This is a genomic window from Staphylococcus equorum (assembly GCF_001747895.1).
GTDB classification, from domain to species: domain Bacteria; phylum Bacillota; class Bacilli; order Staphylococcales; family Staphylococcaceae; genus Staphylococcus; species Staphylococcus equorum_A.
On sequence record NZ_LNNB01000008.1, the window covers coordinates 32,370 to 47,314 of the forward strand.

General features: G+C 32.1%; 16 protein-coding genes. 13 read left to right on the forward strand and 3 right to left on the reverse strand.

Translation table 11 applies throughout. The annotated features are described in order from the left end of the window. Positions 1-10 precede the first annotated feature (10 nt). The 13 genes from AST02_RS01295 to AST02_RS01355 all read left to right on the forward strand — a co-directional run bounded on the left by AST02_RS01295 (position 11) and on the right by AST02_RS01355 (position 11,894). Complete coding sequence (locus AST02_RS01295; RefSeq protein ID WP_176721520.1) at positions 11-1,327, forward strand: HD domain-containing protein; 1,317 nt, start codon at positions 11-13, stop codon at positions 1,325-1,327. A gap of 158 nt (positions 1,328-1,485) precedes the next feature. Continuing rightward, positions 1,486-1,998 (forward strand): YwhD family protein, encoded by a 513-nt coding sequence (locus AST02_RS01300; RefSeq protein ID WP_069815133.1) that lies wholly within the window; start codon positions 1,486-1,488, stop codon positions 1,996-1,998. A gap of 288 nt (positions 1,999-2,286) precedes the next feature. Further along, on the forward strand, positions 2,287-2,700 hold the full coding sequence (locus AST02_RS01305; RefSeq protein ID WP_069815134.1) for a DUF1934 domain-containing protein: 414 nt from the start codon (positions 2,287-2,289) through the stop codon (positions 2,698-2,700). After that, on the forward strand, positions 2,700-4,367 hold the full coding sequence (argS, locus tag AST02_RS01310) for an arginine--tRNA ligase (protein ID WP_069815136.1): 1,668 nt from the start codon (positions 2,700-2,702) through the stop codon (positions 4,365-4,367). The genes AST02_RS01305 and argS overlap by 1 nt, the downstream gene beginning before the upstream one ends. Positions 4,368-4,532: 165 nt before the next feature. Next, on the forward strand, positions 4,533-5,180 hold the full coding sequence (locus AST02_RS01315; protein ID WP_069815139.1) for an endonuclease III domain-containing protein: 648 nt from the start codon (positions 4,533-4,535) through the stop codon (positions 5,178-5,180). A 48-nt stretch (positions 5,181-5,228) separates the two neighbouring features. Beyond that, positions 5,229-5,525 carry a MerR family transcriptional regulator gene (locus AST02_RS01320; protein ID WP_226957454.1) on the forward strand — a complete coding sequence of 99 codons (297 nt, stop codon included), beginning with the start codon at positions 5,229-5,231 and terminating at the stop codon, positions 5,523-5,525. A gap of 296 nt (positions 5,526-5,821) precedes the next feature. After that, positions 5,822-6,706, forward strand: a complete 885-nt coding sequence (locus tag AST02_RS01325) for an ABC transporter substrate-binding protein (RefSeq protein WP_069815141.1) — start codon at positions 5,822-5,824, stop codon at positions 6,704-6,706. Between the two features lie 141 nt (positions 6,707-6,847). After that, positions 6,848-7,798, forward strand: coding sequence for a FecCD family ABC transporter permease (locus AST02_RS01330; RefSeq protein ID WP_069815143.1), 951 nt, complete (start codon positions 6,848-6,850; stop codon positions 7,796-7,798). Between the two features lie 74 nt (positions 7,799-7,872). After that, on the forward strand, positions 7,873-8,571 hold the full coding sequence (locus AST02_RS01335) for an HAD family hydrolase (protein ID WP_069815145.1): 699 nt from the start codon (positions 7,873-7,875) through the stop codon (positions 8,569-8,571). A 3-nt stretch (positions 8,572-8,574) separates the two neighbouring features. Then, positions 8,575-9,378, forward strand: coding sequence for an alpha/beta fold hydrolase (locus tag AST02_RS01340; RefSeq protein ID WP_069815147.1), 804 nt, complete (start codon positions 8,575-8,577; stop codon positions 9,376-9,378). Positions 9,379-9,505: 127 nt separating this feature from the next. Next, on the forward strand, positions 9,506-10,012 hold the full coding sequence (locus tag AST02_RS01345) for an SA0570 family protein (protein WP_069815149.1): 507 nt from the start codon (positions 9,506-9,508) through the stop codon (positions 10,010-10,012). Positions 10,013-10,163: 151 nt separating this feature from the next. Further along, entirely contained in the window at positions 10,164-10,874 is a 711-nt protein-coding gene (locus tag AST02_RS01350; protein ID WP_069815151.1) for a hypothetical protein, read from the forward strand. A gap of 207 nt (positions 10,875-11,081) precedes the next feature. Next, complete coding sequence (locus AST02_RS01355) at positions 11,082-11,894, forward strand: alpha/beta fold hydrolase (RefSeq protein WP_069815153.1); 813 nt, start codon at positions 11,082-11,084, stop codon at positions 11,892-11,894. 281 nt (positions 11,895-12,175) lie between these two features. On the opposite strand, the gene sarA is transcribed toward AST02_RS01355, so the two are convergent. The 3 genes from sarA to AST02_RS01370 all read right to left on the reverse strand — a co-directional run bounded on the left by sarA (position 12,176) and on the right by AST02_RS01370 (position 14,898). After that, positions 12,176-12,550: a global transcriptional regulator SarA gene (sarA, locus tag AST02_RS01360; RefSeq protein ID WP_057512962.1), complete on the reverse strand. Its 375-nt coding sequence runs from the start codon at positions 12,548-12,550 to the stop codon at positions 12,176-12,178. A 361-nt stretch (positions 12,551-12,911) separates the two neighbouring features. Beyond that, on the reverse strand, positions 12,912-13,850 hold the full coding sequence (locus AST02_RS01365; protein WP_069815155.1) for an efflux RND transporter periplasmic adaptor subunit: 939 nt from the start codon (positions 13,848-13,850) through the stop codon (positions 12,912-12,914). Positions 13,851-13,968: 118 nt separating this feature from the next. Beyond that, a complete protein-coding gene (locus tag AST02_RS01370) occupies positions 13,969-14,898 on the reverse strand; it encodes a DMT family transporter (protein ID WP_069815157.1) in 930 nt (309 codons plus the stop codon). Positions 14,899-14,945 lie beyond the last annotated feature (47 nt).

Below are 14,945 nucleotides of genomic sequence, written 5' to 3' on the forward strand. Positions count from 1 at the left end.
AGTATAGGGTATGAACAGGAGGACTACATTGACATTTACAACTTATGCTACACAAAAGTTACCTGAAGAAAAAGTTTTTAAAGACCCGATTCATAGGTACATTCATGTCAGAGATCAAGTGGTTTGGGATTTAATCAAGACGAAAGAATTTCAACGCTTACGTCGTATTAAACAATTAGGCACTTTATATTTATCATTCCATACGGCAGAACATAGTAGATTTGGGCATTCGCTCGGTGTTTATGAAATTGTACGGAGATTGATTGATGATTCATTTGATGGCCGAGAAGCGTGGAATAATGATGACAGACCGTTAGCATTATGTGCTGCATTGTTACATGATTTAGGGCATGGGCCATTTTCACATAGTTTTGAAAAAATATTTAACACGGATCATGAAGCATTTACACAAGCGATTATTACAGGACCAACTGAAGTAAATGAAGTATTGAAACGTGTCTCAAATGATTTTCCACAACAGGTTGCAGATGTAATTAATAAAACGCATGAGAATAAATTAGTAATTTCTATGATCTCGTCACAAATTGATGCAGATAGAATGGATTATTTACAACGTGATGCTTATTTTACAGGTGTATCATACGGTCAGTTTGATATGGAACGTATTTTAAGATTAATGCGCCCGTCTAAAGATGAAGTGCTTATTAAAGAAAGTGGTATGCACGCAGTAGAAAACTTTATTATGAGCCGTTACCAAATGTATTGGCAAATTTATTTCCACCCAGTAAGTCGAGGTGGGGAAGTATTATTAAATAATTGTTTGAAACGTGCGAAGCAGTTATATGAGGAAGGCTATACATTTAAGATGCATCCTACAGATTTCATACCGTTCTTTGAAGAATCCATGACAATTGAACAATACGTAGATTTAGATGAAGCGGTGGTATTGTATTATTTGAAAGCATGGGTGAAAGAAGATGATGAGATTCTAAGTGATTTATCTCGTCGTTTTATTAATCGCGACTTATTTAAATACATGCCGTTTGACGGTTCGATTATTACAATTACAGAATTAACCGATTTGTTTATACAAGCAGGTATAGATCCAAATTATTATTTTGTAAGCGAATCGTTCTCGGATTTACCATACGATTATGATAGACCAGGATCAGATAGACAACCTATTCATTTATTGCGCCGTAATGGTAAAATACGTGAAATTAGTAGTCAGTCATTAATCATTCATAGTATTACTGGTATAAACAGAGAGGATTATAAATTATATTATCCTAAAGAGTTTATTACTGAAATTGAAGATGAAAATATAAGCAATGCGATTATCAGTATTTTGAATGAATTAAATTAGCGATTAACCAATACTAGTAAAGTGTTGGCAATTGAATGATCGTTTTGAATACAATTTTTAAAAAACATTTAAGTATACATGAGGCGTATTGTGGTTTTAAAATAGAGCTTAGATATTACAAGTAATTATGAAACTTATTTTATGGGAGGTGTTTGCTAGTGGCTGAAAGCAAAGGTTTTAAATTTAACATCATTAAGAATGACCCACTAGATGGACATAAAGGTACGAATATCGGTTCAATCAGTTTAGATAACGTAGCGCCTGTCTTTATCGATGTTCAAAATAAGGAAGCCTTTATTGATATTGGTGGTATGCATGCGCGCGCAAGTGTCGAAAAAGGTGTTAAGTGGATAAAAGAAAAAGAAGTCGTTGAAGGTGAAGATGCTAAAGAGTATTGGCTGTGCTGGGTTACGACTGAACGAGGCGAAAACGGCCCCTACTATGCAGGTGTTACAGGCTGTTATTTAATGGTGAACAAAAGTATTCGTAGAGGATATAAAAGCATGCCTGAACATGTCAACATGATGGATAAATCTATGAAACGTCAAATAGAAATTGAACACATCGGTGAAGAAAACAAACAAGTTTTAAAAGATTTTTTGAAAGCACATGACATTGAGATGTGGAATAATTCTGAACAAGCTTTGCATGACGCATTAGACACTAAGTAAATTTAATGTAAGTAACATCTAAGACATTTTGGTTTTAGATAAAGTAGACAGCCGAATTGTTTGAATTCTGGCTGTTTTTATTATGTAAAAGCAACTGAATTGTAAGTGTTGCATGTAAAATCTAATCAGTTGTTTTTATATTACTGCTGACTTCGGCATGTGAAAAGAAATTTCATATTTTCAATTAGTATGAAATTAACGTTTTGAAAATTGTTTTCGCAACTGTATTGCTATTTCAAGTATGCTATAATTGTTTGTATTATTTTAAAGATTAGGGTGAAACGCACATTGGAAAACAATGTTAATATCCAGACGAAACAAATTGTTAAACAATTTGATAATAAAGAGAAATTTTCGCAAAAGACACAAGGATCTTGGCAAAAACGCAATGCTGAATTTATCCGATATCAAGAAGAAATTAATGATGTTATTGTAAATGTGACGGTGAAAATTGAGGAATCAGGTGTCAAAATCATTCGCAACGGTGAAATTAAAATGATTCTTCATTTCGTTGAAGGTGAAGATACGATTACTTTATATGAAATTAGTGGCGGACGCATCCCACTAACAGTACGCACACATTCCATTTTACATTTTGTTACGCCTGATGGTGGCAAATTGAAAGTACATTATGATTTAATTCAAGATGAAGAGAAAATGGGATCTTATCAATATGAAATTACTTATAAGGAGACACCATAATGAACATAATTGATCAAGTCAAACAAACGTTGGTTGAAGAAATTAAAAACAGTATTCAACAAGCACAACTTGCTGATACAACTGAAATTCCAGAAATCAAAATAGAAATTCCTAAAGATAAAAGTAACGGTGACTATTCAACAAATATTGCAATGGTCTTAACAAAAATAGCAAAACGTAATCCACGTGAAATCGCACAAGCTATTGTAGATAATTTAGATACAACAAAAGCTAAAGTAGAAAAAGTAGCTATCGCAGGACCTGGATTTATTAATTTTTATTTAGACAATTCGTACTTAACTGCAATCATTTCTGAAGCAATGGATAAAGGTGACAAATTTGGCCATACTGAAGAAGCTAATGGTAAAAGTATCTTAGTAGAGTATGTTTCTGCAAATCCAACAGGTGACCTACATATTGGACATGCGCGTAATGCAGCAGTTGGAGATACATTGTCAAATATCTTAGAAGCAGCAGGCTATCAAGTAACAAGAGAATACTATATCAACGATGCTGGTAATCAGATTACGAATTTGGCGCGCTCCATTGAAGCACGTTATTTTGAAGCGCTTGGTGATGATTCTTTTGAAATGCCAGAGGGTGGATACCACGGTAAGGATATCATTAATATCGGTAAAGATTTAGCTGATAAACAACCTGAGTTAAAAGACCTTTCAGAGGACGAACGTATAAAAACATTCAGACAACTCGGTGTCGATTATGAAATGGAAAAATTAAGAACAGACCTGTCTGATTTCAATACGCACTTTGACAGTTGGTTTAGTGAAACATCTTTATACGAAAAAGGCGAAATTAAAAAAGTGTTAGATAAAATGACAGAACTTGGCTATACGTATGAACAAGATGGTGCAACGTGGTTACGTACGACTGATTTCAAAGATGATAAAGATAGAGTATTAATCAAGAAAGACGGCAACTACACGTACTTCTTGCCAGATATCGCTTATCATTTTGATAAAATCGAACGTGGCAACGATGTATTAATCAACTTATTTGGCGCTGATCATCACGGTTATATCAATCGTTTGAAAGCATCGTTAGAAACATTCGGTGTAGAAAATGACCGCCTTGAAATCCAAATTATGCAAATGGTTCGATTAATGCAAGATGGACAAGAAGTGAAAATGAGTAAACGTACAGGTAATGCAATTACGTTACGTGAAATTATGGATGAAGTTGGCGTAGATGCTGCGCGTTATTTCTTAACAATGCGTAGTCCGGATACACATTTTGACTTTGATATGGAACTTGCGAAACAAGAATCTCAAGATAATCCAGTGTATTATGCACAGTATGCACATGCACGTATTTGTTCGATTTTGAAACAAGCTGAAGAAAGAGGCATTAAACCTTCAAAAGAAGCGGATTATTCATATATCACAAATGCAAAAGCAATCGATTTATTGAAAAAAGTAGCCGAATTCGAAACAATGATTGAAAGCTCAGCAGTTCAAAGAGCACCTCATAGAATTACGAATTATATTCAAGAGTTAGCTTCTCACTTCCATAAATTCTATAATGCGGAAAAAGTATTAACAGATGATGTTGAAAAGACAACAGCGTTAATCGCGCTTATTAATGCAGTCAAAATCACAATGCATAATGCATTAGATTTAGTCGGTGTTAATGCACCAGAATCTATGTAAGTAAAAGTCTAAAGTGATAAGATTTGATTAACGAGAGTGAGTAATCGATTTGTATGGATCAGATAGTGTAACAACTTATCCAATAACAAATCGTTGCTCGCTCTTTTTTTATAAATGAACTACGAGCAATTACAAAACTTAAAATTGAAGAGAGGTGGATATATGATGTTGGATACAAAAACGTTATATCAACTACTATATGAGCATATGGGTCCTCAGGGCTGGTGGCCGGCAGAATCAAAAATAGAAGTTATGTTGGGCGCGATTCTCGTTCAGAATACGAATTGGCGAAATGCAGCATATGCAATTGAATCTTTAAAGCAAGCAACACATCTAAAACCACATCACATCTTGAATTTAAAGTTAGAAACGTTACAAGTATTAATTAAATCGAGTGGATTTTATAAAAATAAGGCACAAACCATTCTCTCTTTATTAACTTGGTTGGATCGCTACGATTTTGATTATCAGGAGATTAATCATCGTTATAAACAAGACTTGAGAAAGACGTTGTTAGAAATTAAAGGCATTGGTAGTGAGACAGCTGATGTACTCATCGTATATATCTTTGGAGGTGTTGAGTTTATAGCAGACAGTTATTCTAGAAGACTATATCGAAAATTAGGATATACGCAAACTGACAGCTATGAACAATTAAAGCGACATATTAAATTACCAGATGACTTTTCAAATCAAGATGCTAACGAATTCCACGCATTGCTCGATAATTTTGGCAAAAATTATTTTAACGGTAAAATAAACTCAAAATATACATTTTTAGATGCTTATTTTGAAAATGAAACAAGTGGTTGACCTTCACGTAACGTAATACTACATACTGCGTTATAGGAGGCGAGATAATTGAAACAACAATTTAGTCCAAAAGACATCGCAAATATTACTGGTGTAAGTACGCGCACATTGCATTACTACCATGAAATAGGTCTGTTAATACCCAATCAAGTTTATGAGCAAGGCTATAGGTCATATAACATGGAAAATATAACGAAACTGCAGTATATTTTATTTTTAAGAGCGTTAGAATTAACATTAGAAGAAATAAAACAATATTTTGAAGGCACTATCAATGAAAAGAATAAAATACTCAATTTATTGAATATATGGCACTTACGTATGAGCAAGATGAACGATTTATAAAAAATATTAACAAAAATAGTAACGATGATTTCCAACACTATTTGATTCAAACGATGCGTATATTTGTTAATAAAGAAGATAATTCAAATTAAATTTGTATGCCATTGAATTTGTTTATAACATATGACACAAACGCTTAACTAGACGAGGCTGGGACATAAATACATGTCTCAGCCTCAACCATTTTATTGGTTTTACACTCAAATGTGAATTTATAGAAAAAAATTAGCATTGATAATTAAAATTGAGCAAAATTTTGATATGATTAAGAAAAATATGATCTAGGAGATTACGACGTGAAAAGACTTCATAAAATTTTTTATCTTTTTATTGTTTTAGTATTTTTATTAGCAGCTTGTGGGACAAACGAAGAGCAATCTAAAGAGAAAGCACAAAATTCGGACAAACGTTCTTACGACAGAATTATATCATTGATGCCTAGTAATACTGAGATATTGTATGAATTAGGATTAGGAAATAATATCGTGGGTGTCTCGACTGTGGATGACTATCCGAAAGAAGTTAAAGATAAGCAGCAGTTTGATGCAATGAAATTAAATAAAGAATCCTTATTAAAAGCAAAACCAGATTTAATTTTAGCGCATGAATCACAGAAATCAACAAGTGGTGACATATTAAATATGCTTAAAGAGAGTGGCGTTAAAGTAGTCTATGTGAAAGATGCACAATCACTTACCGAAATGTATAACACCTTTAATCAAATTGGTAAGGTGACTGGTAAAGAGGATGAGGCAAATGCACTCATTAAAGAGACGAAACAAAATATTAAAGAAGTGAAAGCATCGGTACCGGAAGATGCTAAACCACAAGAGGTGTTTATGGAAGTCTCTTCCGAACCAGAAATATATACAGCAGGTAAACACACATTTTTTGATGATATGTTGAACCAATTAAACGCAACGAATAGTTTTTCGAATTTAGAGGGTTGGCAAAAAGTAAGTAAAGAAGCAATTATTAAGAAGAATCCAGATGTTATGATTTCGACAATGGGTATCTCTAAAGCCGAATACCAAAAAGCGTTGAACCATCGTGGCGGATTCAGTGACATAAAAGCAGTGCAACACAATCAAGTTGAAGCTGTGAATGGCGATCAAATTTCACGTCCTGGGCCACGTATTGATGATGGACTAAAAGCTTTGAAAGAGGCCATTTACAAATAATAGGTATTCGCCCATTATCCATATAATCGTACAATCTGATGCTTATGAAATTCAAGCTATTTATTTGGAGAGGTATAGTGTTAAGCCTAAACAGATGGTATTGTAATAATTGAAAGATTTCATTGAAAGCGTGGCAAAAAAATGAAGTACTATAAATCAATCATAATATGGCTAACAGTACTCATTGCTAGCATATTGCTAAGTTTATTATGGAGTATTGGGGACATCAGTGACGCATTGACTCAAACGATTCTCTTTCAAGTTAGAATACCAAGAACACTACAAGCTTTGCTTGCAGGTATTGGCTTGACACTTGCTGGCCATATGTTTCAAACATTATTGAATAATCCATTAGCGGATAGTTTTACATTAGGATTAGCGAGTGGCGCAACATTTGGGTCAGGCTTGGCTGTCGTCTTAGGCATGTCATTTATATGGTTACCGATCTTTTCAGTTGCATTCAGTATTATTACATTGGTTTTAGTCCTTGTTCTAACGATGGCGATGTCGAGAGGTTATCCGATTAGAACATTGATATTATCAGGTATTATGATAGGTGCTTTATTTAACGCCTTTCTATATATACTCATTATATTTAATCAAAATAAAATGAATAATATTGTCAATTATATGTTTGGTGGATTCTCTTCAGCTGAATATAACGAAGTGGTATACATTGGCACAGTGTTACTCATTGGTGTTATTATTTTATTAAGTATGATTTCTAAAATTAAAATATTACAACTTGGCGATTTACGGGCCAAATCATTAGGTTTAAATGTTCAAAGTATGACATATAGCGTGCTGTTGATTGCTTCAATTTTAACTGCAGTAATCGTTGCTTATGTTGGTGTTATTGGCTTTATTGGTATGGTTATACCACAACTTGTACGGCGACACAGTGGACATTATGATTTAGGACAACAAATGATACTTAATATGATTATTGGTGGTACAATTATGGTGCTTTCAGATTGGTTGGGCAGTGTTGTTTTAGAACCATTCCAAGTACCTGCAAGTATCATACTGGCTTTACTGGGTATTCCAGTATTATTCTATATCATGATTACACAACCACGTATGTATGAATAGTGAAGTATAAATAGATGAATATATGCTGATAAGCATAAATTAAAGTAAAAGTTTGAATTAAAGAGGTAATGATGATGGACTTAACACAAGTAAAAGCGGTTGTCTTTGATTTAGAAGGTACACTGTTAGATCGAAAAAAATCTCGCGAAAAATTTATTGAAGAACAGTATGAAAGATTTCATGACTATTTAGTACGTATACAACTTGCAGATTTCAAGAAAAAATTTATAGAATTAGATGATGATGAAGATCATGATAAACCAGAATTATACAAAGCAATTATTAAAGATTTTCATGTTGATCGCTTAACGTGGAAAGACCTATTTAATGATTTTGAAATGCACTTTTATCGTTATGTATTTCCTTATTACGACACACTTTATACACTTGAAAAGCTAACAAGTAATGGCTATCTCACGGGTGTAATCGCAAATGGAAAGTCGAAAATCAAACAATTCCGAATGCATACTTTAGGTGTAGAAGATGCGATTAATTATTTGTCTACATCTGAAACAGTAGGCTACCGTAAACCACATCCTAAGATATTTGAAGATATGTTATCCCAACTAGGGACAAAACCAGAAGAAACGATTTATGTGGGTGATGATCCATTGAATGATGTTGCACCTGCGAGAGCGATGGGAATGATCAGCGTTTGGTTTAAGGAAGATGATGAGGTTGAAGTAGAACCATTACCAGAAGAAATAGATTTTACAATTAGGAGCACTGAAGAATTATTAACAATATTATCTATAGCGAAGAAAGGAAGATAATCAATGAATTTATTTACAACAAAAGATGGCGTCGCTTTGAATTACAGAACAAGTGGTGAGGGCAATGCTATTGTTATGATACACACTGCCTTAGATAATTTATCTATATACAACGAGATTGAAAATGCCTTAAATAAAACGCATCAAGTTGTGGTTATTGATTTAAGAGGTCATGGTTATTCAGATAAACCAAATGCTATTGAATTTAAAACATATGCAGAAGATATTAAAGCGTTATTAGATTATTTATATATTCCAGAATGTGCAATAATTGGTCATGAGTTAGGCGGCTCAGTTGCAGCCTCATTTGTTGCTCAATATCCAGAGATGGCAACGACACTGACATTAGTGAATCCAACGCTACTTAACGAAATAACACCTGAAGAACGTTTGTATCGCAAATATTCGGATACAGTACGTAATTGGGAACAAGAAGCGCAACAAAAGTTTTTTGACAAGCATTTATATTATTCAAAACGCGCAGCTAAAAAGGTTTTAAAACAAGTAGACGATACCAATGCAATTGCTACGAAAGCTGAATTACAGGCAGTGAAGGAATCATTTAACAATAATCATATTATGCATTATTTAGGGAAAATTCATTTACCAACTTTAATTATCGCTGGTCAGCATGGCGAAAGAACAACCGTTGTAGAAGCTAAAGAAGTGGGCGACTATATTGGAGATGTTTCGTTTGAAGTGTTCGAAAAATCAGGTTTATATCCGTTTATAGAACAAAAAGAAAAATTCCTCGACGTTGTAAGGGATTTTATTAAAACAAATGAAAAAAACAAAAATAGAGTATAGCTTGTATTTATATTACGAAATGATATGAATATGTAATCTTTTTGTAACATCCCTGTTAATTACGTAATATTTATAGTACACTGTTGATGAGCACAAAATAACTTATAAATAGAAGGAGAGAGTGCTTATGAAAAAAATATTTGCGGCAGTTTTAGTTTCAGGGTTAGCGTTTTCTGGAATTGGTGCAGGTAGTGTGGATGCGGCTTCAGGTAACTCTATCCAAAATGTTAAGGCATTGCAAGAAGGAGATACAACATTAGAAGGCGCAACACTAGGCGAGTCTATTCAAAGTGTATTGAAAAATAACAATACGCCAGTCTATTCTCATCGACCTGATGACAATGAACATTATTATGAATTTAAAAAAGAGAATGGTGTACTTATTGTAACTACTGATGGTAAGAAAAATGAAGGCGAAATTACTCGTGTTTCTATGAGTTATAATGATACTGATGGCCCAGCTTATGATGAAGTTAAAAATGAAGTCAGCAAAGATGCGGTCGCACGTGAGCATTATAATAACGTAACTGGTAATTTTGGTTATGTGCAAGATGATGAAGCTTCATATCAATTCAGCTCGTCATCTCCAAGTGATAAAAATATTAAACTTTATCGTATAGATATTGGTGAATAAGTATTACTTGTAGCATTTAAAAAGAATAATTTGACCGGCAAGTGTAAAGCTATATACTTGTCGGTTATTTTATTGTTAAAATAAGTGTAAGTATGAGATTATAAATTAAATTATAATAGTTATAGTTCAAATATTATTAAAGGAGCTTGTCATGAGAGTTAACGACAAAGTACTAGTGGAAAACATTAATGATTACTTCACTCATAAAGGTCTTTCTCCAAATTTAATAGATGATATTAAAGTGAAATTGAAAAAAGATTTTCAGAAATCTGAAGAAAAAGATGAAGATTATATTGAATATAGAAAAAAATCACCTGCTGAAGTGATTTTGACGATACAACGTAATTTATTTACATTACAATTAAATCCTATTGTGTTTTTTATACTTAATTTTATATTATTATCGTATTTATATGATAAACAATTTGTGCCATTCCAAGCAGCAACAGGATTGTCTATCTTTTATTGTTTAATTATCTTACCAATTTCGATTTTTATATATTTGCGTATTGATTGGAAAAATTATCTTTATAGTAATAAAGTCGAAAGAATAATAGGATTAGTAGTGGCAGGGGTGTCCTTTATTCTCATTATTGCACACGCATTTAATATGAATTTAGGCATCGTAGCAGTGACAGTATATGGGCATCAAGCCGTCTTTTTTGTAGGTATTATATTTAGTATTGCAGGTCTTTATTTTAGAAGATTAGAATTTACTGGTATTGGTTTACTGCTTTGTCAAAAAACAATAGACGCTATGATTAGCAGTCCTGAAATTGCTCAAATTGGATCCATCGTTATTTGGTTCTTGCTATTAATTGTTATTATTTATTACACAATTCGTATTTCATCTAGAAATTAAAGTGAAAATAGTATATATGAATATATTTTTAGAGCTCTCTTCAAGACGTTAACTGAAATCCTTCGTTAACTTGAAGGGAGTTTTTTATTAGTTGGCACAGAAAAAAATAATAAATTAATAAACGATATATTCTGACAAAAACAAAAATAATAGCGTAATAAACATGAAATAAGGGTATATTACTTCTGTAAAGGGAGGTGGCCCATAATGATAAAAATCGAAACAAGTTGTAATAACGAGATAGCATATATCCGTGAGGGTCAAGGTTTTCCTGTTATATTAGTACATGGACTAGATAGCAATATGGCTTCTTTATATAACTTGAAAGATGCATTGAAAAATAAATTTGATGTTATTGTTTATGATGTGAGAGGGCATGGTAAATCTTCCAAGCCGAACTCCTTTAATTTAGAAGATCATGTTGAAGATTTAAAAATATTAATGAAAAAATTAGATGTTGAAGTAGCACATTTAATTGGACATGATATGGGTGGCTTAATAGCTAAAAATTTTACTAATAAATATGAATCAATGGTGGCATCATTAACTTTAATTGCATCTAATCTGATAGATAGTGTACACGGGTTAAATAAACTAATGATAGAACATCAAGACGAAATAGAAGGCTTTGATAAATCTGAAGCACTTATTCTACTATTACCGTATATGTATAAAGACCAGGAAAAAGCGAAAAAATGGTTTCAAAACCAGCTCATTTATAGTAGACAATCAGCCGAAGATAGTGCTGTTGCGACAAGAGCTTTAATGGGATTTCCAGTTTTTAATAAAGATATTGAGATTAAACATGTTAATGTACCAACTTTGCTAGTTAATGGGAAATATGATCCTTTATTTATGGGGGAATCAACGAATAGATACGATCATGCGTTTCAAACTTTAACTATTTTAGAATTTAACCAATCCGGTCATGCGCCGCATATTGAAGAACCCGAGCATTTTGTGGAAGTGTATTTAGATTTTATTAGCACTTTGAAATATCAAAAGAATGATTTAGTATAAATGCTTCTTGCAAAGTCTTTTTAAAATACGCGTTGTTATTTTATATAGCATAGATACTGCAATGCTTTTATTTCTTTATGAAATACTGTTGATATATGTCTCAGGACTTTATCAACGGTATTTTTATTATTTGTAAGGAATGAAGATTTTGAAGATGTGTCGGTAACATGCAAAAGGCAAGTACATATAAAAAGGGATTTTCCAATATATTGGAAAATCCCTTTAAAAAATAAGTTGAATATACTATAGAAACTTGCTTGATTGTAGAAGTTTAAAGTAACTTAAACTTCTTTTTCGTCGTTAGCTTCTTTAATACGATTATTAACGCGAGTTAATAATTCATTAATTTTTTTACGTTGCTTAGTGTTAACTAAGATTAATACAGTTCTTTCATCTTGTTCGTTACGTTTCTTATCAAAATAGTCTTCTTGAGATAAGTTTTTAACGGCTTTAACAACTTGTGGTTGTTTGTAATTCAAGTGATTAATGATATCTTTTAAATAATATTCTTCACTTTCATGCTCGCTAATGTATGTTAATACAGCGAACTCCTCGAAACTTACTGAAAATTCTTTTTTGATAATACCTTTTAGTTTGTCAGCGTATGTGACCATAGCTAATAATTCAAAGCAATCATTGATTTTGGTGATAGCCATCCTAATTCCTCCCTATTCTAAATGCCCAATCAAATATACATATTAATAATTTTTTTGTATGATTATTTGTCTTAATTCAAAGTTAAATACAAAGTGTTTGTCATAATTTGTGGCTCGATTATATTTAAGTGAAATATATTAAAACCACTATTATTTAGTTTATTATAACTAAATAAAAATAGAAAGTAAACAAAAACATGTTTAAGCGTTACGTTAATGATTTCTATTATTAATTCAATTCTTTAAATACCAATACGCTAATCAAAATTTATTTTTCTATTTTTCAATTTACCTTCATATGATAAAAAGGCTAAATAAACTCAATGGATTTTAAAATGATAACTTTTTATAACGTGTACGTCTAATTTTTGGACAGCACTGTATCAGCATTTCTAGCTATGACATCACCTTGATTTAAACCTTCAAGAATTAGTACATCTTTGTTATTACCCGAATTTTGTGTTTTAATAACCCGTTTTATAAATTTTTTATTTCTTTGTATGAAAACAAATTGCTTATCATGTATTGCTGTTTTGGGAATTTCAATGATGTGATTAGGTATTTCTACTTTGAAGTGCTTACCTAAAACAGCGGTAGAATTTGAATTTATCTCAATTAAATATTTAGAATTTTTAGTTGATGGGTCTATATCTATTGGGAAATTAGAAATATAATTCACTTCACCGTCAAATGTTTGTTGATTATTGTCTTTAATAGAAACTTTGTCTTTTAAATGAAGCTTATCAATAAGGAATTCATCAATTTCAGCTTTGATTATTGTAGTAGGATCATAAATTTGCATTACAGGAGATTTAGTTTGATTAGGCCATGATTTATTAATATGGACGATGCCAGTCGCTGGAGCATAAACTTTGATACGAAGTCGTTCTTGGAGTTGTGAGATTTGATTTTGTAGGCGTAATACTTCTGATTGTATCAGGGGAGTGGAAGATTTATTGTTTTGCTTTAACTGTGCAAGGTGTTTTTGCTTACTATTAATTTGTTGCTCAATACGTGGATTGTAATATTCAAATAGAGGTTGGTTTTTTTCTATTTTGTCATGTGACTTAACGAACCAATCGTTAATATAACCTTTATGGGGTTCATAATGAACTGGAAATCGTTGCGCAGGTTCTTGCTTTCCTATAAAGGTATAGGGTTTATTATAGGTTATTTTCAAAGTATCAATAGGATGTTCTGGTTTACTTGTGGCTATTTTAATTTTGAAATAGTAAAAACTTAGGGCGCCGATACTACAAAGTATTATCAACAGAGTAAATAAAACAAGGATTTTCTTCAATGATGTCACCTCTTGATGTATTGATGATTTGATTATACAGCGAAAAGCAGGGGTTTTGTTATAAAAAAAGAAGTCATTTACTAAATGTTAAAAGTAAATGACTCGAGAGAACAATTTTTTAAAATAATCTCAATAAAATGATACCAATCATTATGGCAATAATACCGAAAACTTTTCTCTTAGTGATTTTATTTTTATATGTACCCAGCAAACCGAAATGATCTATGATAATACCCATTAACATTTGACCTAGCATAACAATAATTGTAGTCAATGCAGCGCCAAGGTGAGGCATTAAAATAATATTCGTGGTCACAAATATCACACCTAAGATACCACCGATAAAGTAAATAGGCTTAAGACGTCCTTCTTTAGGTGTGAAAGTAGTAAGTTTAAGACTTCTATTGAAAATTAAAGTCAAAATAAATAATACGATTGTACCTACTGTGAATGAAATCAGTGAAGCCATTACAGAGGAATTTATTTGTTGACCCAATGCGCTATTAATAGCAGTTTGAATAGGTGGACAGAAACCAAATATAAATCCAATGATTAACCAAATATAAATTGAATTATTTTGATTTTTATCTTTTGGGTTTCTACGAACATAATTCATTAGAATGATACCGAAAATTAAAAAGATAATACCCAGTACTTTAAATACTGTAAAGGCTTCTTTATCAGCTCCAAACCAGCCAAATGTGTCGATTGTTACACCCATAATGATTTGACCAGCTACAGTAAGCACTACAGTAAGGGATGCACCTAAACGAGGTAAAAGGAGTAAGTTTCCAGTTAGGAAAATGACACCAAGCATACCACCGACAAACCATATGTAACTAAAAGATTGGTTACTGTAAAATTGTGCAGTAAAGACATGAGGATTCGTTATAAGATTGATTAAAATTAAAAAGATTGTACCTGTAGCAAATGAGATTGTTGACGCATAGAATGAAGACTTTGTATAAAGACTTAGTCTAGAGTTGATTGAAGTTTGGAATGGTACAACCATACCTGCGATAATCCCAATAATATATAAAAGGAACATTAAATCACGCTTTCTATTAGGATAATTACATTATATAGGAAAGGTTA

Bases quoted from the DNA above. Each gene is read 5' to 3' on its own strand.
- sarA (WP_057512962.1), bottom strand. From the start codon at position 12,550: ATGGCTATCACCAAAATCAATGATTGCTTTGAATTATTAGCTATGGTC.
- AST02_RS01295 (WP_176721520.1), top strand. From the start codon at position 11: ATGAACAGGAGGACTACATTGACATTTACAACTTATGCTACACAAAAG.
- AST02_RS01340 (WP_069815147.1), top strand. From the start codon at position 8,575: ATGAATTTATTTACAACAAAAGATGGCGTCGCTTTGAATTACAGAACA.
- AST02_RS01345 (WP_069815149.1), top strand. From the start codon at position 9,506: ATGAAAAAAATATTTGCGGCAGTTTTAGTTTCAGGGTTAGCGTTTTCT.
- argS (WP_069815136.1), top strand. From the start codon at position 2,700: ATGAACATAATTGATCAAGTCAAACAAACGTTGGTTGAAGAAATTAAA.
- AST02_RS01315 (WP_069815139.1), top strand. From the start codon at position 4,533: ATGTTGGATACAAAAACGTTATATCAACTACTATATGAGCATATGGGT.
- AST02_RS01350 (WP_069815151.1), top strand. From the start codon at position 10,164: ATGAGAGTTAACGACAAAGTACTAGTGGAAAACATTAATGATTACTTC.
- AST02_RS01355 (WP_069815153.1), top strand. From the start codon at position 11,082: ATGATAAAAATCGAAACAAGTTGTAATAACGAGATAGCATATATCCGT.
- AST02_RS01335 (WP_069815145.1), top strand. From the start codon at position 7,873: ATGGACTTAACACAAGTAAAAGCGGTTGTCTTTGATTTAGAAGGTACA.
- AST02_RS01330 (WP_069815143.1), top strand. From the start codon at position 6,848: ATGAAGTACTATAAATCAATCATAATATGGCTAACAGTACTCATTGCT.
- AST02_RS01370 (WP_069815157.1), bottom strand. From the start codon at position 14,898: ATGTTCCTTTTATATATTATTGGGATTATCGCAGGTATGGTTGTACCA.